This window comes from Mucilaginibacter pankratovii (assembly GCF_014773265.1).
GTDB classification, from domain to species: Bacteria; Bacteroidota; Bacteroidia; order Sphingobacteriales; family Sphingobacteriaceae; genus Mucilaginibacter; species Mucilaginibacter pankratovii.
Genome location: NZ_JACWMY010000007.1, coordinates 176,283 through 201,039 on the forward strand (window position 1 = coordinate 176,283; position 24,757 = coordinate 201,039).

The window sequence follows — 24,757 nt, forward strand, 5'->3', positions numbered from 1 at the left end:
CCCCGTAAATCCATTATATTTAAAACGTTAAACTAACCTTATTGCATGAAAAAACTTTACGCCCTCATTGTTTTCTTAGGCCTTTGTATAAATGCTTCCCTGGCGCAGGATAGCACGGCCCTGAAGATCGCTGCCCTCGAAAAATCATTCACCTATCAGCATGGCACCATCAAAATTGGCGATGGCATTGCCACGGTAACCGTTCCAAAAGGGTTTAAATACCTCGATTCGGTACAGTCGCTAAGGGTACTTACCGAAATTTGGGGCAACCCCAAATCGCCCAACATGACCTTAGGCTTCATCCTGCCCGAGGCGCAGGGTGTTGTGGCCGGCGGCTATGTATTCAACATTCAATATGATGCCATCGGCTACGTAAAAGACGACGATGCCAAAGACGTTGATTATGATGAGATGCTTACCAACCTGAAAACGGAGACCGTTGAAGAAAACGCCGAGCGCCAGAAAGCCGGGTACGAGCCTATCACCATTGTTGGCTGGGCCGCCAAGCCGTTTTATGATGCCGATAAGCACATCCTGCATTGGGCCAAAGAAGTTAAATTTGGTACCGATAGCTTAAATACCCTCAACTATAACGTGCGGGTATTGGGCCGCAAGGGCGTGCTGGTATTAAACGCCATAGCCACCATGAACGAAATAGCACCCGTAAAAGCCGATGTGCCGCACGTGCTTACCATGGTTGCATTTACCGATGGCAACAAATACACCAACTTCGATTCGGGTATTGATAAGGTAGCCGCCTGGACCATTGGTGGCCTGGTTGCCGGTAAAATACTGGCCAAGGTTGGCTTTTTTGCCCTTGCTGTTAAATTTTGGAAGCTGATAGCTCTGGCTTTTGTGGCGGTGGGCGGTGCCATCAAAAAATTCTTCACCGGCAAGAAAAATGCAGCGCCCCTTACTCCGGACGAGGAAGAAAAAGAACCCGTAGCCGCGTTTGAATCGCTTGGCGACGACGCGGAAGAGAAAAAGGAAGAAGATAAACCGGTAGTATAATCATATCTGTTTTAAATAACATGCCCGGGTTTTGCAGAAAAGCCCGGGCTTTTTTGTAAAAATATTGAGGGTTAAGCAAACCCGGGAGATTGGGCATGTGGTAACTCAAAACTAAATCCTAATTTTAGGGTATCTAATTCGTATATCATTAAACACCTATACTATGCTACCGGTATCCTGTAAAAAACTTTTATTAAGCTTTGGCGTGTTATCGGCTATGGCAGTTACACCTGCTGTTGCCCAGCAAGCGGGCGCACCTGTAGAGACCAAATCGCCCAATAGTGACTATAAATCGGCTGTTGCCGGGCAAACCCGCGCACCGGGCGTAAAAACCCAAACTGCCATAACCGCAACCGTTTTGGCCAGCGACCTGAAAAGTCCATGGGGCATCTGCGTGCTGCCCGACGGGCGTTTCCTCATTTCCGAAAAGGTAGGCACCATGCGCATCCTGAAGGCCGATGGCAAACCCGATAAAAAAATAACAAACCTGCCTGCCGTAGTGGCGCAGGGGCAAGGCGGTTTACTGGATGTGAACATCGATCCGGATTTTGCCAAAAACCGCATGATATTTTGGGACTACGCCGAAGCCGGTACCGACGGCAATGTATTGGCCATAGCCAAAGGCAAATTAGCTGCCGACGAAAGTTCGATAGAAGATATCCAGGTGATATACCGCGCGCGCCCGGCCTACCGGGGCACGCTGCAATATGGCTCGCGCATTTTGTTTGATAAGCAGGGTAACCTGTTTGTAAGCACCGGCGAACGCTCGGGTGCCGATATCCGCATGAAAGCGCAGGACCTGGATGCCGCCATTGGCAAGGTGATCCACATTACTAAAAACGGCTTGGCTGTTGCCGGTGGCCCTTTTGCCAGCAAACCCGATGCCCTGCCCGAGATCTTCGCCTACGGTTTCCGTAACCCCGAAGGCATGACGTGGAACCCTGTTACCGGCGAATTGTGGGAAGCCGAGTTTGGCCCGCGCGGCGGAGATGAGATCAATATCATCCGTGCAGGAAAGAATTATGGCTGGCCTGTGATTACTTATGGTATAGAATACAGCGGCGATAAAGTTGGCGACGGCATCCAGCAAAAAGAAGGCATGACCCAGCCCATTTACTACTGGGATCCAAGCATCTCGCCGGCAGGTATCGCCTTTTATACCGGCACCGCCATCCCAGAGTGGAAGAATAACCTTTTTGTAGGCGGTTTAGGTGGTTCGCACATTGCCCGCCTGCTAATAGTCGATAATAAAGTAACCGGCGAAGAACGCCTCTTCCGCGATAAGAAAGAACGCTGGCGCGCCATTACCAACGGCACGGATGGTGCCTTGTACGCCGTAACTGATAGCGGGAAGCTGTACAGGATTGGGAAGTAGGTTGGTGAGTGGTGAAGGGGGAGTAGTTTCTCTACCATCCGTATTTAGATATAAAAATAATGAGATACTTATTAATTTTCTTCGTCCTTTCTTCAACCGCCTCTTTGGCGCAGGATCATAAAATACAAATAGCGGCTTTCCGCGAAAAGTATAAGGCTGATTTTTTGGAGGATAAAAACTCGCCGCTGAAAAATGAGGACCTGCAATACCTGCGCTTTTACGATGCCGACAGCACCTACCGCGTGGAAGCCAAAGCACTGGTAGTGGCCAGCGCGCCCACTTTTGTAATGCCCGTTTTTGCAGGTACCGGCAGCGAGTATGTAAAATACGCGACGCTAAGCATGCAGGTAAACGGCAAGCCGGTAACACTATCAGTTTATCGCAACACCCAGCTCGCGAAGATCCCCGCTTACGCCGACTACCTTTTTCTGCCTTTTACCGATGAAACCAACGGACAGGAAACCTACGGCGGCGGCCGCTATATCGACCTTCGCGAAGGGGATTTTAAAAACGGTAGCGTAATTATCGATTTTAACAAGGCATACAACCCGTATTGCGCCTTTGCAGGCGGCTACTCCTGCCCCAAACCACCTGATGAAAATCAACTAAAAATTGCGATAGCCGCAGGGGAGAAGAAGTTTGCTAAGGAGGTTGGGCATTAAGCAGTTAGCCTCACTAAGCTATCGCTATCGTATATTTAGCTATCATGTTTCCTTTTTCATCGTGCGATATCTGCATCAGCAGCGTATCGCGCCGGTGGCTGTCTTTATCGCCTCTTAGTTCAAAATCCTGCGCCAGGGTAACCGGGTTTGGGCCCCTGGGGTAAAGCGGGTGCTGGTAAACTTTATCTTCTACCTCTTTAGGGAAGAAAAAGTTGGTGGTAAGCGGAGCCTTGCCCTCAACACGTACCTTGGCGTGCAGGTGGGTAAGGCGACCATTGTACCAGCCGGGAAATATGGCATCAAACCGAACTTTGCCCTTCTTATCTGTTACCTGGTAACCTCGTAGCCAGGTTTCGCCAAGTGTTTTTTCCTGCTGATAATCTGAGTAATGGCCGTTATTGTCGCACTGCCAAATATCTACTATGGCGCCGGCTATGGGCTTGCAGTTGCTATCTTCCACCTTAAACAGGTAGGTAACGGGCAGTCCTTCTTTATGCTCGGCAATGTTGGGGCGGTTTAGTTTTTCGTCTTTATAGTAAGGCCCTTCGGGTACTGTTGGAGTGATAGGGTCGCCGCAATCGGTTAAAATAGCCGCCTTTTTTGATGACGAGAACACTGCGCCTAAAAACGTTAGTCCCAAAGCGGCTAAGAAGTTTGCTCTTTTCATGATCGGGAATTAGGGGGTAAATGGGTTGCCCTAATTTAAACATGTTTGCCGGAAATAAAAGGGGGGATAGATATTTAACAGGAGGGGAGGGCGCGCGTTCTTTATTCATTTGTAACGACAAATAAACCAATGGTTAATATTAATATTAAATTAATGTCTTTTTGGTTAATTTGCGACACAAAACCATCTTACATGAAAAAACAACTTATTAGCAACTACTTAGTTTTAGCATTATGCCTGGTGTTCTCTGTTAACGCCCGTGCCCAATTTGGTGGCCTTGGAAAAAAACTGCTGGATAAAGGCACCGAGGTAGTCTCCGGCGGCGGACTGAACAAAATATTGAAACAGCCGCAAGCCATCACCACCAATTTTCAGGACGTTGATAAGAAAGGCTCCAAGCCGCCTTCATTCACCGAAGGGCAACAACCACAGCCTTTGTACCTGTTACCTAAAGCCCCAACCGGCGGCTTTAAACTTTGCGAAGGCTTTTACGAAATGACCAACAAAAGCTATTGCCTGCACGCCGGTACCCGCGGCCCCAGCAGCGGCGATGGTTATATGCTGGCACCTGTATTGGGCCCCAAAAAGGATGTGGTTATCCTGATCCTGAAAAATGCAGAGAAGCACCCCGAGGTTACCCAACACAGCATCCAGGTATTGCTTTGGGCCATTATTGCCCGCACGCGCTTTGTTGATATGGGTAACGATATAAAACTCACCGCAAGCGCCCTGCTTACCCCTCAGCAACTGCTGATGCTGGAAGGCGGTGCACTTGGCGTATTGCCGGCAAGCCTGATGGATAAAGCCAAGGACCAACTGCCACCGGCGGTGCAAGCTGTATTTGAAGCGGAGAATAACATCCGCAGGCTTGCGGCATCGGGTTCGTCATCGTACGAGGAAATGGAAAAATACGCCATCATTGCCGGCCTGGCCCCGCAGCCCGACCCGGAGGTTCCATCGGGTATATGGAGCCTGCACCCGGATGGGTATTATATCCGCTTTATCCCCAGCGGCTACTCGGTTACCAAAACACAAATTTATGTGCCCAAAGAGCTTGTGGCCAGCAAACCAGACCTGGTGTACGATGCCCCCAACGGCATTGCATGCCCCGCAAATGTAGGTTCGCAGCGCCTCGCGCAAACCAACGAACCCCTGCACCCCGATTACACCCAAAAGCTAAAAACTGTTTGCTTTAGTAAATAAGCATAACCGCCGGGCAGTGATGAGCTGCCCGGCGGTTTGTTTTTTATGCGATTAAGCTGAAAGCTTAAATATTTTAGGTCGAAGTTGCGCTGCGCTAAACTTCGACCAGTAGGAGCTACTGTTTCTTCATTTTCGAAATGCTGCTGTTTTTCAATTGAGCTGCCTGTTTCCGCATATCGTCTAAGGAAAGTTTGGGTTTTTTTGAGTTAGCTGTTTGTGCTAGTTTGTTCATCTCTGAGAATGATATCCTGTAATTCATCCTTGATGGTTTTCATTTAAACAATATTCAAATATAGGCTTTTGGAAACATTTAATAAATAGCGAGATCTATAGGTTTGTACGTCGCTTTTAAGCCAGGTGTGGGTACTTGCGTCAAAGTTATGCTGCGCTAAACTTAGCCCAGTGGGATAAACTACCTGATGAATTTACAAGTCAACACTTTTCAAAGCGAAAGTTGACTTATCAATCTGCATTTTTTTGAATCTTATCCATTTATGTCGTGCTTTTTTTACCGCCTTTATTTGCTTTTCTATATCCTTATCTTTTACCTTACAACCGAAGACAATTTCTTTCAGCTGTTCTGATTCAAAACTAACCTTGTCTGGCAAATCCCGACCAATTGCTCTTATTTCAGATTCATATTCCCAGCAAATTGATTTCCTCGTCAGCCAATAATGAAACATTTGATCGGTGGGGATTAGCCCATCAAGCTTTTCGATTTTTGAAATATAATTGACAGGATATATATTATATTGATCAGACATTAACGGTAACTCAAAACCGCAACAGATACCACGATGCATATCTCCATAATGTGACCACATAAGCGTGTCGGCATTCTTAGTGGAAAAACAACATATTTTGAATTTCTTCTTTTCTAACTTTAAGACCTCGGCGTACGAATATTTCTTTTTCGCGGTTCTTACTAGCTCTCTGCGTTGTCGGCGATTAAATTCTCTCCCTGTATTTTTGGCATATTCATCCAAACGAGCCGGATCTATATTGATGTTTAATATTTCTTCATTGCAATCGAATGGGTCATTGAAATCCAATGGGTTAGTGAACTTTAATGTCTTTTCCTCTATAATATATTTTGCGGCAGTTGAGAAACTGGCATACTTATATAATAATTTTTGATTCAATGCAGATTGTAAATTCTGCCTTGAAATAACTTTCAAATCCTCAGATACAAGTTTTTCCATATTTATAAAATTAAATTCAACTATCGCTTTTTCTTTCGATATTAGAAAACCATAACTAAAATAATTCACAAAAGGCTATTCATGATTTGTTACGACTGGACAAAATTTAGGAATTCTACCATTTATCAAGATATACTTAATACTTGGGAAAAGATGCTTAACAACACTAAGTTAAAAGAACAGGATTATCAATACTATCTACAAAACCATCCCGCAGTTTTTTTGACAGTAGCCGAATCCTATCTTGTGATATCAAGATTAAAACTTAGCTCTAATTACGAAACTGACTTTGTAGTTGTTAAAGAAGGTTACAGCAATGGTACAGAATATGAACTTGTTGAAATTGAAAGCCCTCATACAAAGTTATTTGACAAAGCCGGTAAACCTTCCGCAAAATTTAATGCAGCACTTCAACAAATACGAGATTGGAAAAGGCTTTTGATAAATGACAAGCCGCTTTTTTACAGAACCTTTCCGACAGACAACGCCAAAATTATTCGAGATAGTAAACTTAGTTTCAAAATAATCATTGGGCGCAGAACAAATGACCTGGAAGAGCTGGAAAAAAGACGACAGATAGCGGAAGAGAACGGTATTGAAATTTTGTCTTTTGATCGACTGACAGATATTGCTCAATGGCGCGTACATTATTTTGATCAGGCCCGAATTTATTCCGGTCAAATGGATTACGAACCTTTCTATAAAAGAAATGCTTTGGGTAACCCGTTTTTTAAATGTATGACCGATGCTGAATGGCGACTAATATGCAGAAAAGGGCATCATCATTTTTATTCAGGACTTTTAGACGAAATACTGCAATGCCGAAGTTATAATGAACACTTCGATCGGTTTAAAGAACTGGGGCACGATTTTATTAGCATTTAATCCCCACTCACTGGTCGAAGGTTGTAACTTCGAATAAAAACATAGGCTTCCAGCTTAACCTCCCTAAACCCGATAGCAGCGTAAAGCCCGCTTCTATCAGCGGCTTGCAGCGAATAGCGGGGCAGAACCTAACCTAAGTATTGCTGCCCCTGCTTTTCTAAACAATAAACACACATACAGCCTTGTATAGTGGATAACCTCTCCCTGCCTTTGCGCTCCCTTCGACAGGCTCAGGATGACAACCCGTGCCCTCCCCGGGGAGGGATTTTAGCTGCGACGGCGACTACCAGGCTAATCCCGTGTGCAAACTGCCAACCGCCCACTGCAAACTGCTCATCAATCCTCCGGCTTCTCCCTTGGGTCCGCCATCCTTACAATACGTGGCTGGAAGCTGGCCAGCACTTCCACCAGGTCCTGCTGCGCGGCCATTACCGCGTGGATATCTTTGTAGGCCATTGGGGCCTCGTCCACGTCGCTGCCCATCAGGGTAATGCGCTTGTCGATGAGGTTGGCAGCAATGGCTTCCCTGTCCAGCGTTTTAATGGCGGCGCTCCGGCTCATTAAACGGCCCGCGCCATGGCTTGCCGAGTTGATGCTGGTGGCATCGCCTTTACCGCGCACCACAAAGCCGGGGGTGCTCATGCTGCCGGGGATAATGCCCAGCACACCTTCGCCCGCGGGGGTTGCACCCTTGCGGTGTACCATCACTTCGGTGCCGTCGGCCAGTTGTTCCTGCCAGGCAAAGTTGTGGTGGTTCTCTATCATCATTACCGGCGCACGGTTAAGCGCGCAGGCAATTTTATTGTGGATCTCGTGGTGATTGGCACTGGCGTATTCGCCGGCCAGGTTCATGGCAATCCAGTATTCCTGCCCTTCGTCCTTATCCAGGTCCAGCCAGGCCAGGTGTTTAGCCTCGGGCGGCAACTTGGTTTTGGTCATGGCTATTTTGCTGTAGTAGTCGGCCACGCTGCCGCCAAACCCGCGCGAGCCGGAGTGGGAGAGCAGCGCCAGGTACGTACCCGCCGGGATGCCGTTTAAAACGCCGTCGGCAATGGTCAGTTCGCCCCATTCCACAAAGTGGTTGCCGGTGCCGCTGGTACCCAGCTGCGCGTAAGCTTTATCCTTCAGGTTGCGGATCACCTTGGTTTCGCCCCATGTTTTGCTGTCGAACAGCGAACTGTCATGGTGCGTTTTGGTGGTGCAGCCAATCCCGAAGTAAGTGTTTTTCAGCAACAGGCTTTTCAGCAGGTCGGTTTCAAAATCTATCATGCTGGCGGGCAGATCAAAAATGCTAAGGCACATCCGGCAGGCAATATCCACACCCACTGCAAAGGGGATAATGGTATTGGCCGTGGTGGCCAGCACGCCGCCAATAGGCAGGCCGTAGCCCTGGTGTGCATCGGGCATCAGCGCGCCGGCGACAGCTATGGGCAATTGGATAGCTGTTTTCATCTGTGCCAGCGCGCCTACCTCAATATGTTCTATCCCAAAAACCGGGAACGTTGCGATCTCTTCTTTCAGCTTAAAAACGGTACGGCTTTGTTTTAAAAACTTGCCTTCCTTGCGCAGCTGTACCACGGTTTCGGCCAGGTTTTTAAACTTGCCGCCTTTTTTAAGCGCGTAGGGCATAGGGTCGTCTATCAGCGCTTCCAGGTTAGCCAGGATCTGGGTTTTATCCATCACGCCGTGTTTAAGCAAGCCGTTAGCTACGCGGCTAAAATTTTCTAATATTTTAACATCATTAATGCCTAAGGCCTTTAATTCGTTGTTGCTTACTTTTTCTTTTTCCATTGTATCAAATTCGTTAATCTACTCACCCCGGCAACGCTCCGCTGGCCGACCCTCTCTGCTCCGCAAAGAGGGTGTTAGCTGCTTTTTGCTCCTCTCTTTACGAAGTAGAGAGGGGGTGGGGGTGAGTTGACAGTACAAAGAAATATACGCACTGCGCAATCTATTTGCGCAGTAGAAAATAAATTGATAATATTATAAAAAAATGTTTGCCGAACCCGGATGATATAAATCCGAAATCGAACATCCGAAATCCGAAATCAAAAGATGCCTGTAAACCGCAACGCCCTTATCCGCTACCGCACCATCGACCATTGCCTGCAGAACCGCCGCCGCAAATGGACGCTGGAGGACCTTATCGACGCCTGTGCCGACGCTTTGTACGAGTACCAGGGCATCAATACCGGGGTGAGCCGCCGCACCATACAGGCTGATATTGAGATGATGCGCAGCAATAAGCTGGGTTACGAAGCACCCATCGTGGTGGTGGATAAGAAGTATTATACCTATGAAGATAAGAACTACAGCATTACCAACAGCCCTTTAAACCAACAGGACATGCAGGTACTTACCGAGGTGTCGGATTTGCTGAAGCAGTTTAAGGGCTTCGGGCATTTTGCGGATATCAACGAGATGGTGAGCAAGCTGGAGGACAAGATCTACACCCAGAAAACCCAGAGCCCACCGGTGATCGATTTCGAAAAGAACGATAACCTGAAGGGTTTGGAATGGATAGAGGTGATCCGCAAGGCTATTGTGGCTAAGCAAACGCTGTGCATTACCTACCAGTCGTTTAAGGCGCGGGATGCCAGTACCTTTTGCTTCAGTGCGTATTTACTGAAAGAGTACCGCAACCGCTGGTTTGTGCTGGGGCAGTCGCACGCACGTAACTCGCCCATGCTTACGCTGGCTTTAGACAGGATAAAAACCGTTGAAGAACACGAAGAGGGCTACCGCGAAAACACCCGTATAGACCTCGCCACCTATTATAACGATGTGCTGGGCGTTACCAAAAGCCCCGGCCAGCGCGATAACGAGGTGGTATTTTGGGTAGACGATGCCAACGCGCCATATGTAGTCACCAAGCCACTGCATCACACCCAAAAGCTGCTGAAGGAGCAGGACGGCGGCAAGATCTTCAGCATCCGTGTTATTATGAACTTTGAGCTGGAGCGCGAGCTGCTGGGTTTCGGCGCTAAGCTGCGTGTATTAGGTCCGCGTACGTTGGTTAGGCAGATAAAGTCGCAGTTAAGCAAGGCGCTGGATCGATACACCATCGAACACAGATCGCCGGCTGCTGAGCCCGACGATCAGTCGAGATCGTAGGAGAGGTAATACTCGCCAGGTGTAGAGCTTGTGCGGATGCTGATGGTGATCATGTGTTTTATTTGGGTGATGGCCTGCATGGGGTCGACATCAAAGGGGAGTTCGCCGGATTCGGTAAAAACTACGCCGCGGACAAAATGCTCCTTCGTTTTGCCCGAGAAATTGTCCGCCCTGTTCACCCCTCGCGCATATTCTGCCGGTAAAGTGCTGCGGGTAGCGGCTTCCAGCTCATCAAATTTTTTGTTTGCCGCGGTAAGGTCGGTATAGGCAGGGAAATTGCAGGCATAGGTAGAAGAGCCGCTCATTACACTTATTTTGCATTCGGCCTCGTTAAACAATTTAACCGTTGGCACAAAGCTGGCGCCCATAAAGCTGTTTGTCTGGCTCAGTTTTACAAATTCATACCCCAGGAATTTTTGCCCAAGAAGGTACTTCAATTTATCGCTAAAGTTGGTAGTGGCTGTGTTGCGCACCCTGTCGGCACCTTTTCGGTATAGGTACAGGTCGAGCGAGAATTTGCCGGTAGCGCCTTTTTCTTTGGTAGAAAATATGAAGTTGTACTTTCCTTTAAATGGTGGGCGAAAAGGTAGTTTAAGCATGCTGCCTTTGGTTTTGCTAAAAACCCGCTCATCTTGTTTAAGAGAAATTCTGCCCAAAGAATCCTGCACGCCAAGCAGCACAACAAAATCATTGGAGCGATAAACGATGAAAGCCGCGTCCCCGGCCTCGAACGGCGCGGCCAACGATTGAAAGTATTTACCATCGCCAGTTTGGGTGGATGCGGCGGTGAATTCGGCATCAAAGCGCTGGTGCAAAAATGGCTGGTTTGGCGCCTGGCCAAAAGCGAGGCTTGCAAAACAAAGCAGGATGGGGAGCAGGGATATTTTCATGTGCTTAGGGGTGAGGGTTGTTAAGCTAAAGATACCCTGATAAGGACAATATGGCAATAGTACAGATGTAGTATTTGTAGGGCTGTACAGGGAGTAGTCCCTGAAAAGATTTGTGAAGTGTGCCCAGAACGAGATTCGAACTCGTACATCCTTGCGAATGCCACCCCCTCAAGATGGTGCGTCTACCAATTTCGCCACCTGGGCATTTTAAAAAAGATTTGAGATGTGAGATTTTAGATATGAGATAAGCTTGTAATTAAGCACTATATCTTATAAGACCAAACGATCAATATGAGATGTAAGTGATGAGCAAAACTCATATCTTACATCTCATATCTCACATCTAAAAAAATGGATGTGCCCGAAGAGAGACTCGAACTCTCAAGAGACAATTCTCAACGGCTTCTGAGACCGCAACGTTTACCAATTTCGCCATCCGGGCAATAGAACGATTTTCCCGTTAAATGTGTGCAGGCTTGCGGCCCTTAACACATTGCGGGCTGCAAATATAAAAGAATACACCATCCAAATAAAAATAAATGCAAAATAACAGGGAAATCGTTTTTGGAACTTTTAGAGGCTTATTTAGAGGTGATCCATTTTAAATTACGCTTGTTCGGGCTTGTTCGGGCTGTTCGGGCTCCATGTCGAACGCGAACAAGCCTGAAATTATTGCCAAAACCCATTCTGTTGGTGGTTCTGTTTTAAAGCGATTCTCTGCAAAATAAGCTGCGTTTTGCAAATACAATGGTAAAACCTACCTTCGGACTAACCAATTATTACACTACATGATCAAAAGAACTTGCATGGCGCTGCTGTTTACCATGGTATGCGCGCTTACCGCTTCGGCACAAAAAGCCGACGCTATTTTAGGCAAATGGATAAACCCAAGTGGCGAAGGCCAGGTGCTTATCTTTAAAAAAGGGGATAAATATTATGGCAAACTTGCCTGGATGAAAGAGCCAAACGATGCCAGCGGCAACCCCAAGCTGGATGGCCTGAACCCGGATAAGGCCCTGCAATCGCGCCCAAAACTGGGGATAGAACTATTGAAGAACTTTACCTTCGATGGCGACGACGTTTATGAGGGCGGCACCATCTACGATCCCAAATCGGGCAAAACCTATAGCTGTAAAATGACAATAAAGGGCGATATTCTCAAAATTCGTGGCTATATTGGCATTTCGCTATTTGGGCGAAGCGAAAACTGGGCACGTGTAAAATGAAACTGAAAACTATCCTTTGCGCCGCACTGCCGGCATTGCTGTTCATCGGCACAAATTTAAAAGCGCAAACCATTAAGCTGGTACACGAGGGTACCCGCATTAGTATGCGCGGCCTATCCGTGGTAGACGATAGTACCGCCTGGGTAAGCGGCAGCAGCGGCAACGTGGGCATTAGTAACGACGGTGGTAAAACATGGGCATTTCAGCAGCTGAAAGGTTACGAGAAATTCGATTTTAGGGATATCGAGGCCTTTAACGCCAAAGAAGCAGTGATCATGAGCTCGGGTACGCCGGCGGTTATCTTAAAAACCGTTGATGGCGGTGCCACCTGGCAGGAGAAATACCGCAAAACCGATAGCGTATACTTTTTAGATGCCATGGATTTTGCAGATAAAAAACACGGCTTTATTATGGGCGACCCAATAACAGACAAATTCCTGCTGCTGGAAACCAAAGATGGCGGCGAAACCTGGGCCGAAATGCCAAACGCTCCAGCCGCTTTGAAGGGTGAAGCTGCCTTTGCTGCGAGCGGCACCTGTTTGCGGGTGGATAAAAAAGGTATCTCTATTGTTACCGGCGGTGCTGCCAGTCGTGAGTTGACTTTTAATTACAAAACACCCAACATGTGGGTAGCCCGCGACCTTAAAGTATTGCACGGCCAACAAAGCCAGGGCGCTTTTTCTGTTGCTAATGGAACGGGCCGGGTTATCGTGGGCGGCGATTATGCAAAGCCCGCCCGTACCGATTCGATAGCGGAATATTATGGGACAAACAATGGCTATCCTGGGACTCAATGGAAACTCTCTGCTACAAACCCCGTGGGCTTTCAGTCGTCGGTGGAGTATATAAAGGGTGATACTTTTCTGTCTACCGGCACACCGGGAAGCTGTATAAGTACCGATGGCGGCAAAACATGGGTTAAAATTGACGATAAAAGCTACAACGTTTGCCGCAAAGCAAAGAAGGGTAACCTTGTTTTATTTGCCGGCGATAGGGGCAAAATAGGAATTTACACCCCTTAAATACTGATAATGAAAGCCTTATTTTTTACTTGAAAATAATTTTAAAATAGACTTGCAGGCAATGTATTATCGGCGTATATTTGCACCACTTAAAACGGAAACGCTTACAGTAGCGAAACAAGTTGAAAAGATGATTCCGTAGCTCAGCTGGTAGAGCATAACACTTTTAATGTTGGGGTCCTGGGTTCGAATCCCAGCGGGATCACGAATGTAACACCCTGTAAATCAAGCATTTACAGGGTGTTTTCGTTTAAAATCAACCACTAATAAATGCCCTTATTATTGCTCAATAAGTCCATTTTCACCTTCAAATAGCCGCTTTTTTAATAAAAAAAAGCGTGATCCCATCCATTTTTAACCTCTTTAAAATCACATTTCAAAAACTACTTAAATATCTAAAAATCAAATACTTATTTCTAAAAATCTGATTATTTATTTATGATCCCGTGTGATCCCGGTGGGATCACGTCCTTTCGAAAAAAGACCTGTCCAAAACGGACCTTTTCTGTCCAAAATATGATTTACAAAAAATCAAATCTGACTAAATCATGTCAAATCAATTTTTATCCATTTGGTTGAGTATAAATCGCCATCACTTTTGGGCACCAGTTAAGTAAAAAAGTGGTTATGAAATGATAGTTATTACAATATTACCTCCCCTATTTCTATCCCGATTAACCGAATTTGTTGGTTATGTTTCGGCTGAACATGAAAAACAATCAAAATATATCTTTGCTTTTTTGGCATAGAAAATCAAAACAAGATAAGAATGGCTACGCTCCAATTATATGTCGAATCAGTATTAAAGGCGGACCTAAAGCGGAGATTGCGATCGGTAAAAAAGCACATTTTGATGAATGGGATCTAGACAACAAGAAAGCTAAAGGCAAAGACAAGGAAACCAAGGAAATAAATCTTAAAATCAGCGAATTGACGGTTGATTTAAATCGGTATTTTATATTTCTACAAGGTCGGTACGAGAAAATCACAGCATTAATGCTTAAGAATGTTTACTTGGGTAAACCAGCGAAACAGCAGAAAGTAGTTAACAAAAGCGAAAAACTTATAGAAAAGAAATCATCAATCCCCACCCTTTTGCAAACGGTCAATATACATATTACAAATTTTGAAAAGATGGTTGAAAAGGGACTGCGGTCTAAGGAAACGCTAAAACAATGGAACTCAACGAGAACGAAATTGCAAGAGTTTTTGCAATTTAGATATGGCGCCTTTGACATGAACCTCGACAAAATCAGACATGCTTTCGCCTTCGATTTTTACCTGTATTTAACCACCGAACAGAAAAAAGTAATTAGGGATGCATCGGCCAAAAATCACATCAAAAAAACAAAAAGCGTATTGAACTTTGCGGAACGAAGTAACTGGATTAATAAAAACCCACTCCTACAGTTTAAGTGCAGAACCGAGGAAAACGAAATTGAACCATTGGAGATTGTAGAGGTAGAAAAGATATGGAGGAAAAAGATTCCTATACGTCGCCTGGCTGAAGTGAGGGATGCTTTTATCTTTCAGTGTTTCACAGGATTTGCTTTTCAGGACGTATATGCACTAACACCTGGAAATATAACCGTGGTAGGTGTAGCCAGAGAACGTTGGTTGATTAAAGACAGAGGGAAAACCGGAGTTATCGAGATGGTGCCAATCATGCCGATTATCGAAGAAATACTTTCGCGTTATGAAAATCATCTCTGCAGAACCGAGCACGGACGGCTAATACCGATAAATAGTAATTATCGTTACAACTGCTATTTAAAAGAACTTGCAACGATTTGTGGCATAAACAGGGATCTCAACACACACCTTGCAAGACACACTTTCGCTGATATCATGTTAAATATATTGGAATTTTCGCTGGCAGAAGTGAGCAGAATGCTCGGTCATAAAACAATCCGGACAACCCAACGCTACGCACGTGTTGGGAAACAATTGATTAGTAGAACTTATGCTAACCGGAGAAAAATTTTATTTACAAAAGATGGGCAACTGAGACAAATAGGTTCATTGAAGCGATAAAATTAATTGGTTAATAACTAAGCAGTCTGCAGTGTGTTCGAAGGCTATTTTGATATCTTCCCGTCGTCATGCTATTATATAATAGTTGAGGCTGCTGTACAGCAAACCTTTTTATATTTCCGCCAATAAGTACCGTAAACCCAAAACGTCCAAACCAACGGCAAGCAAATAAATAGGCTGATGTACCAGTATTCGCCAAAATAATAAAGACTCGCCTTATGCAATGCAAAGATCAGAGAGCCAAGTAAAAGAAGCTGGATCAGCGCCATGGCATAAACGAACATTCGGTTAAATTCCGGTAGAAATACGTAAATGGACTTGTTTCTCGGGTCGAAGGACTTATTACCGAAAATACGGAGGTGGAATACATCGCCCAGGTACTCCTGCCGGATATTAAAGATCACCATCTGGTCACGCCGGAAACCATATCCGATATTCAGGATCAGCGTGATAAGCAGCCCCAAAATGATTTCAGCGATGAGGAAGGACCCGAGCAAATGCAAAATCGCGTAACTCTGCAAAGTGGTTGTCTTTGGAAATACGGTTACATTAAAAAAATCTGCATTACTTGCGGTATTTGCATAAACGTAACCATACCCGGCCAATATCACCAATACAGCCGAAAGGAACTGTATAAAAACCGTTTGGAGATGATTTTGGTTCTCCGAGAACTGTTGGTGAAAAGAGGTCAGCAATTCTTCAGTTATTTCTTTTTTGTTTGCCATGGTTATCAGTTAACTAGTTCAAATTTTACTTAAAAATTCATCATTCTATTCACCCGGCCAGGGTAATACCTTATTATAAGTCAATAAACCTAACAATTCATATGATTCTTCTTCGATCCATTGATCATCCTGAATTAATTCTTCGATCAGTTTCCTTTCTTCTATCGTAAACAACTCCGGCTTGAAGCCGGAAAAAGGCTTATCGTGAAGCCATTTGCTTTTATGATTTGGCATTACAACCGGGAGCCGCAAATCGCTGTTCTCCGGAAATAAAAGCGTAAGATCACAGCCTTTGCTTTTCAGTTTCTCTTTGATCATTAAATAGATGCGGATACCATGGTGGTCCCAATCACAGGAATAATAGATGGGCAGCTTTAGGTTATCTTCGCTGATAAAATCGATGATAGCCGTGTTGTTACCCCCGACATACCAGAGCTCTACCTGGTTTTCCCTTGCGGTCCAGGGCACTTTGAGAAAATCAAGGTTTTCGCATAACACCACAGCACGAGGGGCCGTACAGTCCACTACCAGCCGCCATTGTAAAGTTTTAGGATCTTTTTCCGGGAATTCAGTAATGTCGAGCAATTTACATACCGCCAGCTGTAAACCCGGGTGCTGACCTAAGTATTTGGAGCCATGGCCTTTAAAAATAAGATTGGAGAACTTCCTGATCGTAGTGAGGCCGGCTTTCAGAGTTGACCTGTTTTCTGCAATAAACATCAGGGTCAACAGGTCCTGCGCAGAATATTTTTGGCGGGCATCATCATTCAGGTTGTGATCATTAAGGAACTTTTCAAAACGTTCATACGTTGTTTTAAACTCCTTTTCATAAAAAGCCTTAAAGGCCGGCTGGGCTTCCAAAATTTTGATATTGCCGGCTTTAGGCTTGATCAGTTTTTTCTGTTTGATCAGAACAGCATTAATATAGGCGTTCTTGGTAATTTTCGCCAGTGTCCGCCCCTTAGTATAAAGTTCGTTCAGCGCTTTGTAATGCCGCCAGACAAGATTTTGATTCGCTTTCATTTAATATCCCGGTCAAAAAAGACAGCCATCGGGCGGTAGTTTACCGGCGCCTCGACCTCCATATTTTTGTGTAACATATAGATATATTGATCCCCTTCACGGAACTTCCCTACCGGATTGATCGACATTGAAATGATCTGATAATCGTATTCACGGGCAATTTCATAAAGCATATCGTAATTGGAACCCAAACCTTCGGCTTCGTCAATAGGCATCACCCTTACTGCCTTGCCGAAGTTTTTACCCTCCTCCCGGCTCATCACAGATAACCGCGCTATACAAAGCAAAGCGATGGCCGCGTAAGTTTGCCCGGTACTCCCCTTATTGATCCTGCCGGACGCCGATTCCATGGTAAAGTTAAGATCATAATACATTGCCGGGTCCAGTAACTTATTGATGGTCATTTCCTGGCCTTTGACGCCCCCGCAGAAATAAAAGGCGGCGATCATCATTTCGGACAGACTGACTTTATGGGCTAAATTAGCCGTCAGGCCGTCTGTCGGGGCAAAAAGGCCGATTTCCTGCTCCACCTTTTGTTTGAAATTATCCATCCATTCCTTGGGATATCCCCCGGCAAAGTTCCTTTTAAGCCTTGCATGGTAGCCCCCGGTAATATTATGCCCGGTTTTCAGAAAGTTATCGATCCGGCGGACGATCTCCATCTGGGCAGTGATGGTGTTGTCGACTTCATCAAGCAGGTCCTTGATCTTCTGAATTTTGCGGTTATTCAGCTGCCTGTTTTTTTCGTTGATACGGATGAGATAGCGCTGTACGGTTTCAATCACCGTCGCCTCCGCGTCAGTGGTCACCAGCTCAGCGAAGGCTTCGGGTAACAGGCTTTTACTCAACGCAAAGAAATTGTCATCATCCTGAAGTTTAAAGGCCTCTGTTGGAATATAAAGGCTAATGATATTATTATAAGTCAGGATATAGGTTTGTTCTGCTTTGTGATAGGCTTCTGTAACCGATTTGGGGTCCCCTGCCATAAACTCCGGATCGGGCTCCCATAATTTGTCCGGGTACGCTTTTGTAAATTGCGTACTGATTTTCTCCAACTCGGTTTCGGCGGCACGAAGGGAAGCCAACTGATCCGCCCATTTATCCGTCTGCCGGACGCTGTTCTCCATTTGCCGCAACTGCTCTTTAATCAACGCCTTATCGAAATCAGTACCGATCGATGGCAGGACAACTTCGTTTTTGGGAACATAGGCGGCAACAGGCGCTGAAACCGTTAGCTGGCTGATCCTGGACTTTAGAATTGTTAACTGACCTGAAGCATCCTGCAATTCGGATTGCAGGGTTTTATGCGCAATAAGTTGATCGGACGCCGTGTTTTTCTGCTCATCCAGGGACTTGAAATCTTCCTTGATCTGGTCCTTCCTCCGGTAACACGCAACACTGTCCTCAAAATCCTGGCGGGACATCGCTAATTCAGTTACGGGTTTGAAATCTGCAAGGCTTTGCCGGCGTTGGTACGCGTCCAGTATGGCGTTGGTATTTTCAAAAGAAAGCCAGGTTTCTTTTAATTTTTTTAGCAGATCGACATCTGCTGTCAATGTGGAAATATATTGGGCCGTAGTCTGGCTCACCCCGGCAAAGTATGACCGGATCTTCTCCGGGTCATAGGCGGTCAATATTTGTTCTTTTACGTAGGGTATATATTTTCTTAAGCCATTTAAATTCAGCCAGAACCCGTTATCGTCACGGTCAGTAATTTGAAGGCGGCCAAACAATTCTTCCGGATCGGGTAAATAATCTTTGTTCAGCGGCGGTTTATTCCGGGGCAGTTCCTGCAATTTCAGGATGACACTTTCCTCATCTTTAGAGAATCCCCTTTCCTGCGAAAAGGCCCAGTTCGTCAGCGAATCCGGGTCATCGATATCGATATATTTTTTTAGCAGGTTTTTCTCGGCAAGGCTATCAGACTTGGTATTAATTTCCTCATCGAGATGATCCAGCAATTCCTTGGAATTCGTATAGGAGCCGGCTATATTTTTAAAAACATCAAGTATCCCCTCCGATTTCAGCTTATTGATAACGGTCTGTAACAGGCGCTGCCTGGCCGTGTTTTCCTGGTTCTCGCGGTAGAATCCTTCCAATTCAACCAGGCTGCAATCTAAGGTAAGCAGCAAGGATTCCATGGCTTCCACTTTTTGGTTTTCCGGGGCGAGCCTGATCATCCGGCTGTCCAGCTGTTTCACGGTTTGCTGCAGTGCAGGTAATTCTTCCTGGGCAGCCGCTACCGCAATTTCGATGGCCGATCCGATCAAACCGGACTGATGTTCAGCGATCTTAAAATCACGGAAAGTGGTTTCTAGTTCCTGCAAATAATTCTCCGTCTCCTGGTGATAAAAGGCCATACTTTTATATAGATACTCCCGCTCAGATTTATCCAGGTCCTCCTTTTTCTGTTTCAGGTCGATCAGCGCCTTTTGCTTTTGCGTAACCCGTTCAATTTCTTTTAGGTTATTCCCGTATTCTCCGATGGTCGCTTCCATTTCCACCACGGCCTGCTTAAATTTATCATAAATATCCACCGCCTTATCACGGCCGAATAAAAAGTCCTTGATACTGCTGCCTTTTTGCGTATCAAGCGTTTTTCCCCTGGAAAAAGATTGGAGGATGCTGGCATAGTCTTTTAGCAAGCGGTCGTTTGCAGCCAGGTCCAGGGGTAAAATATTTTCCTTAAACAGAATTTCATGATACTTTTTAGGCTTCTGCCAGGACTCGCAGAACAGTCCTTTTTCACTCATATGGTCTTTTAGCAGGTCAATAGGCAGAATCTCCTCCGCTTTTAACAGATCCTCGTAAGTTAAGGGTGCTGTAAGATAAGTGATCGGTTCATAGTCAAATCCTGCCTGTATAATAAAGCTGTGCGTATTCCGGTTGCCCGATTCGATACAAACGCCGATCACGAGATATTGCTGCGGCCCGGTTTCGATGTTGAGAAAGGCATAGCCAATACTATTGGATTTGCCTTTACCGCTTTCTTCCAGTACCATCCCGGCCGGCTTTCGTTCCCCCGTAGCCTTGGTTGCGGACTCAAAGGCGTCGGAACCGACAAAGATCAATTGCAGCAAATCGGCGATCATACTCTTACCGGCCCCGCTTTCACCCACAAAATCGGTGCGGAACGGGTGGAATTGATAGTTATATTCCTGGTGATGGATCAAACCGAGCGTGGAGAGGCTGTATATTCTGGGATATTTTTTCATGCGTTATGCTCTTTAAACCACTCATCCAGGTTATGAATATAGTCGCTGTAGATGTTGGGTAACCGGTGGAACGAAGGCATTGTGTCAAATGTCTCCCCCTCGAACATGATCCAGCCGACCTTACTGAATTCCTGCATGGCATCTTCAATAATTTTATCCACTTTTTCACCGTCCATCTTGGTGTTCTTATCCCTCCTGGCTTTAGCCAGGGTCCGGTAGATCCCCGGCTTCAGTTCCTCATAATCCAGGCGGATCATTTTTTGCAGCCGCCCCACAGTATTCAGTTCAATATAACCGTCTATAAAAATGATCTTATAGAGCAGAAAGCCAATGATCACATATTCATTGGGCATGAAATGGCGGTTATCCTCGGGGACATTACCACGCGATTGCGCCAGAAAATTGATATAGAAATACTTATCGACCGACTCTCCGCCGAAGTCCAGCACGATGTTAAAATAATCCCTGTAATATTGCTGCAGGCTGGCCTGGTTTTCATTGATGAACCGAAACAGGTCCGTCTGGTGTTTATAATTCTGAATATGAATGCCGTTCTTTAAGGCATAGTCAACTTTTGCAAATAACCGCCCGGCATCCGGGTGGAGCAGGAAATCGGCTACCACGCTTATCGCTTTTGAATTGTCATTTCCCATAAGGATATTTGGTTATCAGGCTTTGTCGCCAGGTGTGACTGAATGGTTAACTGGTATAAGTTATGCTGTTCAAAAAAACGCATAACGCGGAAGGTCAGGCCGACGGCAAGCGTCAGTTCGGCTTCGCTGCCCTGCCGGACAATCGCAAAGAAATAATCAGAAAAGCGGACACTGCCGGCCTCTCTTAAATCCTTGCTGATTTGGTCGATCCAACCGGAGATCACATCCTGCTGCACAAGCTTTTCTTTAAATCCGCTGAAAGCAATTGCCTTAGCCGCTTCATCTTCTTCCGCGATAAACCGTTTTTTCGCTTTTAACGGAAACAGGTCCTTCTTCCGCTCGAATATGATGAAGTTCATCGGTGGGCCGTGCAATTCTGTCCTGGGTATGCCCGCAGGCAATTCAAGTATTTTTTTACTGCCTTTGGCGACCGTGATCTGGCTGTGTAAAATCAGGTTACCGAGAAAACCCTCGATCCTGCTGTTGAACAAAGGCTTATTTAAATTGGTAAATAATTGCCGGACCTTGGGCTGGATCCGGTCCAGGCGGCTGTCAACCAGCGAAAGTGTTTGCTTCATCTCCTGGAAAAACAAAATGGCATCAAATATCAGGTCGCCGATCCGCTCCTGCTCATTCTGCACCGCGAAAGCTTCCAGTACCCGCCGGATCAGGTCCATTTCACTAAACCCGGCTCTCAGCTCGTTGTTTTGCTTCCGGATCAGATCGAACCGCGCATCGATTTTTTTAAGGATTTCGGTGATATTCCTGTTTTTTAAATTTAGGTTTTGCCGCATCTCTATGACCGAATGATCGATCTGCCGGTCAAGGTGATCGATTTGCTGCCGCAGTACCGGCTGGAACGTTTTAAAATGAATATCAAACCAATCCGTAAGGTCGCCCTTTTCTTTGTAGCTCTCCAGCCGCTCCCGCAGGCTGAAACATATTTTCTCAATAATGGTAGGATCAAAGCTTGCCTTCAGCGTATTATAGGCGTGCCTGCAGAATTCATTGGCATATTCTTTTAACTTGTAAACCTGCCTTGATTCATCATAATATAAAAAGTATTCCTGGAGATCGGCAATAACGCGATTGTACACCTCCCAGGAATAACGCGCATTAACAGCCGTAGTGGTTTGATTGACCGCCTGCAAGGCATCATGAATATCCCCTTCCGTAAATGTCTTATCTAAAAACACCCCGCTTTCTATCCGCTGATATAGCCATACGATCGCAAGCCCGGCTTTTGGGTCGGGAAAGAGTAAATGATAAGTATACCCTTTTGAAATTTCTGACAGGAAATCAAAATTATTATTATCAGGTTTATCCAAGGTTAGGCAACTTTAATAATATTAAATGTACGATTTTAATATTAGTAATATTAAATCAGTTAAGTGACTATATATTTGAAAACGCTGTAATCATGCCGAACGACCATGACCGGGAAATCATTGTCAGCAGAATCACCGAAAAATGCCAGACCCAGATGACGAGGAAAGTATGCAGAAAACGCAGCATAGATTGACGAAAGAAAGGATAGCAGAGCGGATCAGATAACTGTCTGGTTTGAACGAACTGAACAAACTGCTGGTTAATATATATTTGAGTCAATTAAAGTGAGCTTATTTTTAACCTACCACTCAACCTACAGAAAATTTAATTTACATACAAAAGATTGAAAACTGAGACAAATGGGTCACATGCGTTAAAATTTACTGGATAACAACTATTCAGCCTGCAGTGTGTTGGCAACGGATATCTAATATATATTGGTTTATATTTGCGCGATATCTGGCCGGTACTAAAGCCAGACCAACATTGTCCATGTACTTTGTCAATGACTTGTGGATCATTGTTTGTAAAAGATTTTTCGTCACCAAAACGATGGATATTTATAATTAATTTATTGTTTAATTTGGCAATAATTTATTTAAAGGTCAAAGACAGTGTAAGCTGAAAACCCATTTTTTCCTTCCCTTGAAGTAGAAAACAGAAAGAAGAACAATGCTATTCACCTGATTATGTTGTTTAAAACCATTAGCTTTGAAGTTAAATTGGTTCGTTAATACACATGGAAGAAAAAGCTCAGCGCATTGTTGATATTATAAATGACTACGAAAATAACGCGATGACGCCGGAGCATGTTATTGATTGGGTTTCCCAATTTGAACGAGAAGATCAGGAGTTTATACTTGATGAACTGGCTGTTATTTTTGAAAAAACTTATTTTTCAAAAGCCAAATGCAAGGAGATGCTGAGCGGTTACTTAAAGTTTTTAAAAGGTCATTATAAATATGCCGATGTCCCGACATTTTTAAGGGAAACAGTATTTCTTGATTTGCAGCTCGCTGATAAAAGTCAAAGTGAACTTTTGAGTCTTTTAGAGGAAATTATCCAGGAGGAATATCAAATGCCCCTGGCCGATTGTGGGAAGATAGCAAATCATTATCTATATCTCGATGATGTTTTATCTACTGGAAACACGATCTACGGTCAGATCTCAAATTGGTTAAATGAAGATAATGAGATAGATGCGTCGAAGACCAATTTCGCTTATCTTAAAGCCCATAATATCAAGTTGAGCGTTTGTCTGTTGTGCCTTCATCAATGGGGATATAGTAATGTGGAGTATCGCTTGATGATGAATGTAGATGCGGAAACCAAGAAATATATCACGTATTTTCGATTTTATGAAATAGAAAATAATTTAAAGGCTCTTAAACCCGCCTTGAATTTAATGTTACCTGTTGATAGTCAACTCGCAGAGGTAGGAAATTATTTGGCCACTCTGGAAGAGGCCACTGCCAATGCCGACCGGGCTTTTAGGAAAGCAAACCAGCCAGTTGAAGAGAAATTATTTTCTTCGCCAGAAAACAGGACAAGGATTGAAAATATTTTTTTGAAAAAAGGGATAGAAATTTTAGGAAGAGTACAGAATTTGACTGTAAAATCGATAAGACCATTAGGATACACGGTAAAGTCACATAAAACACTCGGACTGGGCACTTTATTTTTTACTTACCGTAATATTCCGAATAATTGTCCCATTGTATTTTGGTGGGGAAACAATAATTGGCGACCTTTATTCGTATTAAAAAACAGAGGGGATCATTAATGCAAAAGGAAAATTCAAAAACCAGGATCTACAATCCCAAAGACAGCATAGTTTTTGGAAAGACAGACGCGCCGTTTGGCGGCCTTTCAAATATGGCTCCTGGCTACCCATTATTTATTAATGACAACATTATTCCGACAACCGAAGCATTATACCAAGCAATGCGGTACCCTTTATTCCCGGACATTCAACATGAAATCATTACCCAGAACAGTCCGATGACTGCAAAAATGATAAGTAAGAAATACCGTGAGAAAACCCGCCAGGATTGGGATGATATTAGGGTGAAGATCATGCGCTGGGTTTTGGAAGTGAAGCTTTCGCAAAACTGGACAAAATTTTCAACACTTTTAAAAGACACTGACAACAAGGCTATTATAGAATATTCGGCTAAAGACCAATTTTGGGGAGCGCAAAAGGATGCGGATGGTCAGTTAATAGGCACGAATGCGTTAGGAAGGCTTTTAATGGAAATCAGGCAAAAATATGTTGTTAATGATCATAAACCCGAATGTATATCTCCTGTAAATATTACAGGCTTTATGCTATTTGGCTATGAGATTGAGACGATTTGCAACGAGGATTATTTTGTTACTGACGATAGTTCCAGTGAATTGGAATACGCCTGATTTATAATGTAGTTTTTCAAGCCGGACTATGTACAATTATATAATTGTGAATATAGCGTCATAAAGATTAAAATACAATGTCGGGGATCGATAATAGCCATTATGCTCG

Annotated in this window: 20 protein-coding genes and 3 tRNA genes; 12 read left to right on the forward strand and 11 right to left on the reverse strand. The window is 44.8% G+C overall.

The window, feature by feature from the left end; translation table 11 throughout:
* Positions 1 to 45: 45 nt before the first annotated feature.
* The 3 genes from IDJ77_RS14995 to IDJ77_RS15005 all read left to right on the forward strand — a co-directional run bounded on the left by IDJ77_RS14995 (position 46) and on the right by IDJ77_RS15005 (position 3,048).
* The gene (locus IDJ77_RS14995; RefSeq protein ID WP_191189781.1) at positions 46 to 1,011 is read left to right on the forward strand and encodes a DUF2167 domain-containing protein; all 966 of its coding nucleotides are present in this window, start codon (positions 46 to 48) and stop codon (positions 1,009 to 1,011) included.
* A 163-nt stretch (positions 1,012 to 1,174) separates the two neighbouring features.
* Positions 1,175 to 2,386 carry a PQQ-dependent sugar dehydrogenase gene (locus tag IDJ77_RS15000; protein ID WP_191189782.1) on the forward strand — a complete coding sequence of 404 codons (1,212 nt, stop codon included), beginning with the start codon at positions 1,175 to 1,177 and terminating at the stop codon, positions 2,384 to 2,386.
* Between the two features lie 59 nt (positions 2,387 to 2,445).
* Entirely contained in the window at positions 2,446 to 3,048 is a 603-nt protein-coding gene (locus tag IDJ77_RS15005) for a DUF1684 domain-containing protein (RefSeq protein WP_191189783.1), read from the forward strand.
* Between the two features lie 13 nt (positions 3,049 to 3,061).
* Here IDJ77_RS15005 and IDJ77_RS15010 read toward each other — a convergent pair whose 3' ends face one another.
* The gene (locus IDJ77_RS15010; RefSeq protein ID WP_191189784.1) at positions 3,062 to 3,715 is read right to left on the reverse strand and encodes a dioxygenase family protein; all 654 of its coding nucleotides are present in this window, start codon (positions 3,713 to 3,715) and stop codon (positions 3,062 to 3,064) included.
* A gap of 192 nt (positions 3,716 to 3,907) precedes the next feature.
* Between IDJ77_RS15010 and IDJ77_RS15015 the strand changes: the two genes are divergently transcribed.
* Positions 3,908 to 4,918: a hypothetical protein gene (locus tag IDJ77_RS15015; RefSeq protein WP_191189785.1), complete on the forward strand. Its 1,011-nt coding sequence runs from the start codon at positions 3,908 to 3,910 to the stop codon at positions 4,916 to 4,918.
* A gap of 425 nt (positions 4,919 to 5,343) precedes the next feature.
* Here IDJ77_RS15015 and IDJ77_RS15020 read toward each other — a convergent pair whose 3' ends face one another.
* Complete coding sequence (locus tag IDJ77_RS15020; protein WP_191189786.1) at positions 5,344 to 6,120, reverse strand: DUF2971 domain-containing protein; 777 nt, start codon at positions 6,118 to 6,120, stop codon at positions 5,344 to 5,346.
* Between the two features lie 153 nt (positions 6,121 to 6,273).
* Between IDJ77_RS15020 and IDJ77_RS15025 the strand changes: the two genes are divergently transcribed.
* Positions 6,274 to 7,005, forward strand: a complete 732-nt coding sequence (locus IDJ77_RS15025) for a Shedu anti-phage system protein SduA domain-containing protein (RefSeq protein WP_191189787.1) — start codon at positions 6,274 to 6,276, stop codon at positions 7,003 to 7,005.
* A gap of 336 nt (positions 7,006 to 7,341) precedes the next feature.
* Here IDJ77_RS15025 and IDJ77_RS15030 read toward each other — a convergent pair whose 3' ends face one another.
* Positions 7,342 to 8,796, reverse strand: coding sequence for an RtcB family protein (locus tag IDJ77_RS15030; RefSeq protein ID WP_191189788.1), 1,455 nt, complete (start codon positions 8,794 to 8,796; stop codon positions 7,342 to 7,344).
* Between the two features lie 264 nt (positions 8,797 to 9,060).
* On the opposite strand from IDJ77_RS15030, the gene IDJ77_RS15035 reads away from it, so the two are divergent.
* Positions 9,061 to 10,119: a helix-turn-helix transcriptional regulator gene (locus IDJ77_RS15035; RefSeq protein WP_191189789.1), complete on the forward strand. Its 1,059-nt coding sequence runs from the start codon at positions 9,061 to 9,063 to the stop codon at positions 10,117 to 10,119.
* Here the strand turns inward: IDJ77_RS15035 and IDJ77_RS15040 are convergent.
* From IDJ77_RS15040 to IDJ77_RS15050, 3 genes are all read right to left on the reverse strand, one after another.
* A complete protein-coding gene (locus tag IDJ77_RS15040) occupies positions 10,104 to 11,009 on the reverse strand; it encodes a hypothetical protein (protein WP_191189790.1) in 906 nt (301 codons plus the stop codon). The genes IDJ77_RS15035 and IDJ77_RS15040 overlap by 16 nt on opposite strands.
* A 120-nt stretch (positions 11,010 to 11,129) precedes the next feature.
* Positions 11,130 to 11,213, reverse strand: a tRNA-Leu gene (locus IDJ77_RS15045).
* A gap of 154 nt (positions 11,214 to 11,367) precedes the next feature.
* Positions 11,368 to 11,451, reverse strand: a tRNA-Leu gene (locus IDJ77_RS15050).
* 346 nt (positions 11,452 to 11,797) lie between these two features.
* Between IDJ77_RS15050 and IDJ77_RS15055 the strand changes: the two genes are divergently transcribed.
* The 4 genes from IDJ77_RS15055 to IDJ77_RS15070 all read left to right on the forward strand — a co-directional run bounded on the left by IDJ77_RS15055 (position 11,798) and on the right by IDJ77_RS15070 (position 15,291).
* A complete protein-coding gene (locus IDJ77_RS15055; RefSeq protein WP_191189791.1) occupies positions 11,798 to 12,235 on the forward strand; it encodes a DUF2147 domain-containing protein in 438 nt (145 codons plus the stop codon).
* On the forward strand, positions 12,232 to 13,257 hold the full coding sequence (locus tag IDJ77_RS15060; RefSeq protein ID WP_191189792.1) for a WD40/YVTN/BNR-like repeat-containing protein: 1,026 nt from the start codon (positions 12,232 to 12,234) through the stop codon (positions 13,255 to 13,257). The genes IDJ77_RS15055 and IDJ77_RS15060 overlap by 4 nt, the downstream gene beginning before the upstream one ends.
* 132 nt (positions 13,258 to 13,389) lie before the next feature.
* Positions 13,390 to 13,462, forward strand: a tRNA-Lys gene (locus tag IDJ77_RS15065).
* A gap of 503 nt (positions 13,463 to 13,965) precedes the next feature.
* Positions 13,966 to 15,291, forward strand: a complete 1,326-nt coding sequence (locus tag IDJ77_RS15070; RefSeq protein WP_191189793.1) for a site-specific integrase — start codon at positions 13,966 to 13,968, stop codon at positions 15,289 to 15,291.
* Positions 15,292 to 15,365: 74 nt separating this feature from the next.
* Here IDJ77_RS15070 and IDJ77_RS15075 read toward each other — a convergent pair whose 3' ends face one another.
* The 5 genes from IDJ77_RS15075 to IDJ77_RS15095 are packed head-to-tail and all read right to left on the reverse strand — an operon-like array spanning position 15,366 to position 22,235.
* Positions 15,366 to 16,016: a hypothetical protein gene (locus IDJ77_RS15075; protein ID WP_191189794.1), complete on the reverse strand. Its 651-nt coding sequence runs from the start codon at positions 16,014 to 16,016 to the stop codon at positions 15,366 to 15,368.
* A gap of 45 nt (positions 16,017 to 16,061) precedes the next feature.
* Positions 16,062 to 17,039 (reverse strand): toprim domain-containing protein, encoded by a 978-nt coding sequence (locus tag IDJ77_RS15080; protein ID WP_191189795.1) that lies wholly within the window; start codon positions 17,037 to 17,039, stop codon positions 16,062 to 16,064.
* Positions 17,036 to 20,254: a hypothetical protein gene (locus tag IDJ77_RS15085; RefSeq protein ID WP_191189796.1), complete on the reverse strand. Its 3,219-nt coding sequence runs from the start codon at positions 20,252 to 20,254 to the stop codon at positions 17,036 to 17,038. Before IDJ77_RS15085 ends, IDJ77_RS15080 begins: the two co-directional genes overlap by 4 nt.
* Positions 20,251 to 20,907 (reverse strand): condensin complex protein MksE, encoded by a 657-nt coding sequence (locus IDJ77_RS15090; RefSeq protein ID WP_191189797.1) that lies wholly within the window; start codon positions 20,905 to 20,907, stop codon positions 20,251 to 20,253. Before IDJ77_RS15090 ends, IDJ77_RS15085 begins: the two co-directional genes overlap by 4 nt.
* The gene (locus IDJ77_RS15095; RefSeq protein WP_191189798.1) at positions 20,880 to 22,235 is read right to left on the reverse strand and encodes a hypothetical protein; all 1,356 of its coding nucleotides are present in this window, start codon (positions 22,233 to 22,235) and stop codon (positions 20,880 to 20,882) included. The genes IDJ77_RS15090 and IDJ77_RS15095 overlap by 28 nt, the downstream gene beginning before the upstream one ends.
* Before the next feature lie 740 nt (positions 22,236 to 22,975).
* Between IDJ77_RS15095 and IDJ77_RS15100 the strand changes: the two genes are divergently transcribed.
* Positions 22,976 to 24,019, forward strand: coding sequence for a phosphoribosyltransferase-like protein (locus tag IDJ77_RS15100; protein WP_191189799.1), 1,044 nt, complete (start codon positions 22,976 to 22,978; stop codon positions 24,017 to 24,019).
* Positions 24,019 to 24,648, forward strand: a complete 630-nt coding sequence (locus tag IDJ77_RS15105; protein ID WP_191189800.1) for an NADAR family protein — start codon at positions 24,019 to 24,021, stop codon at positions 24,646 to 24,648. The genes IDJ77_RS15100 and IDJ77_RS15105 overlap by 1 nt, the downstream gene beginning before the upstream one ends.
* Positions 24,649 to 24,757 lie beyond the last annotated feature (109 nt).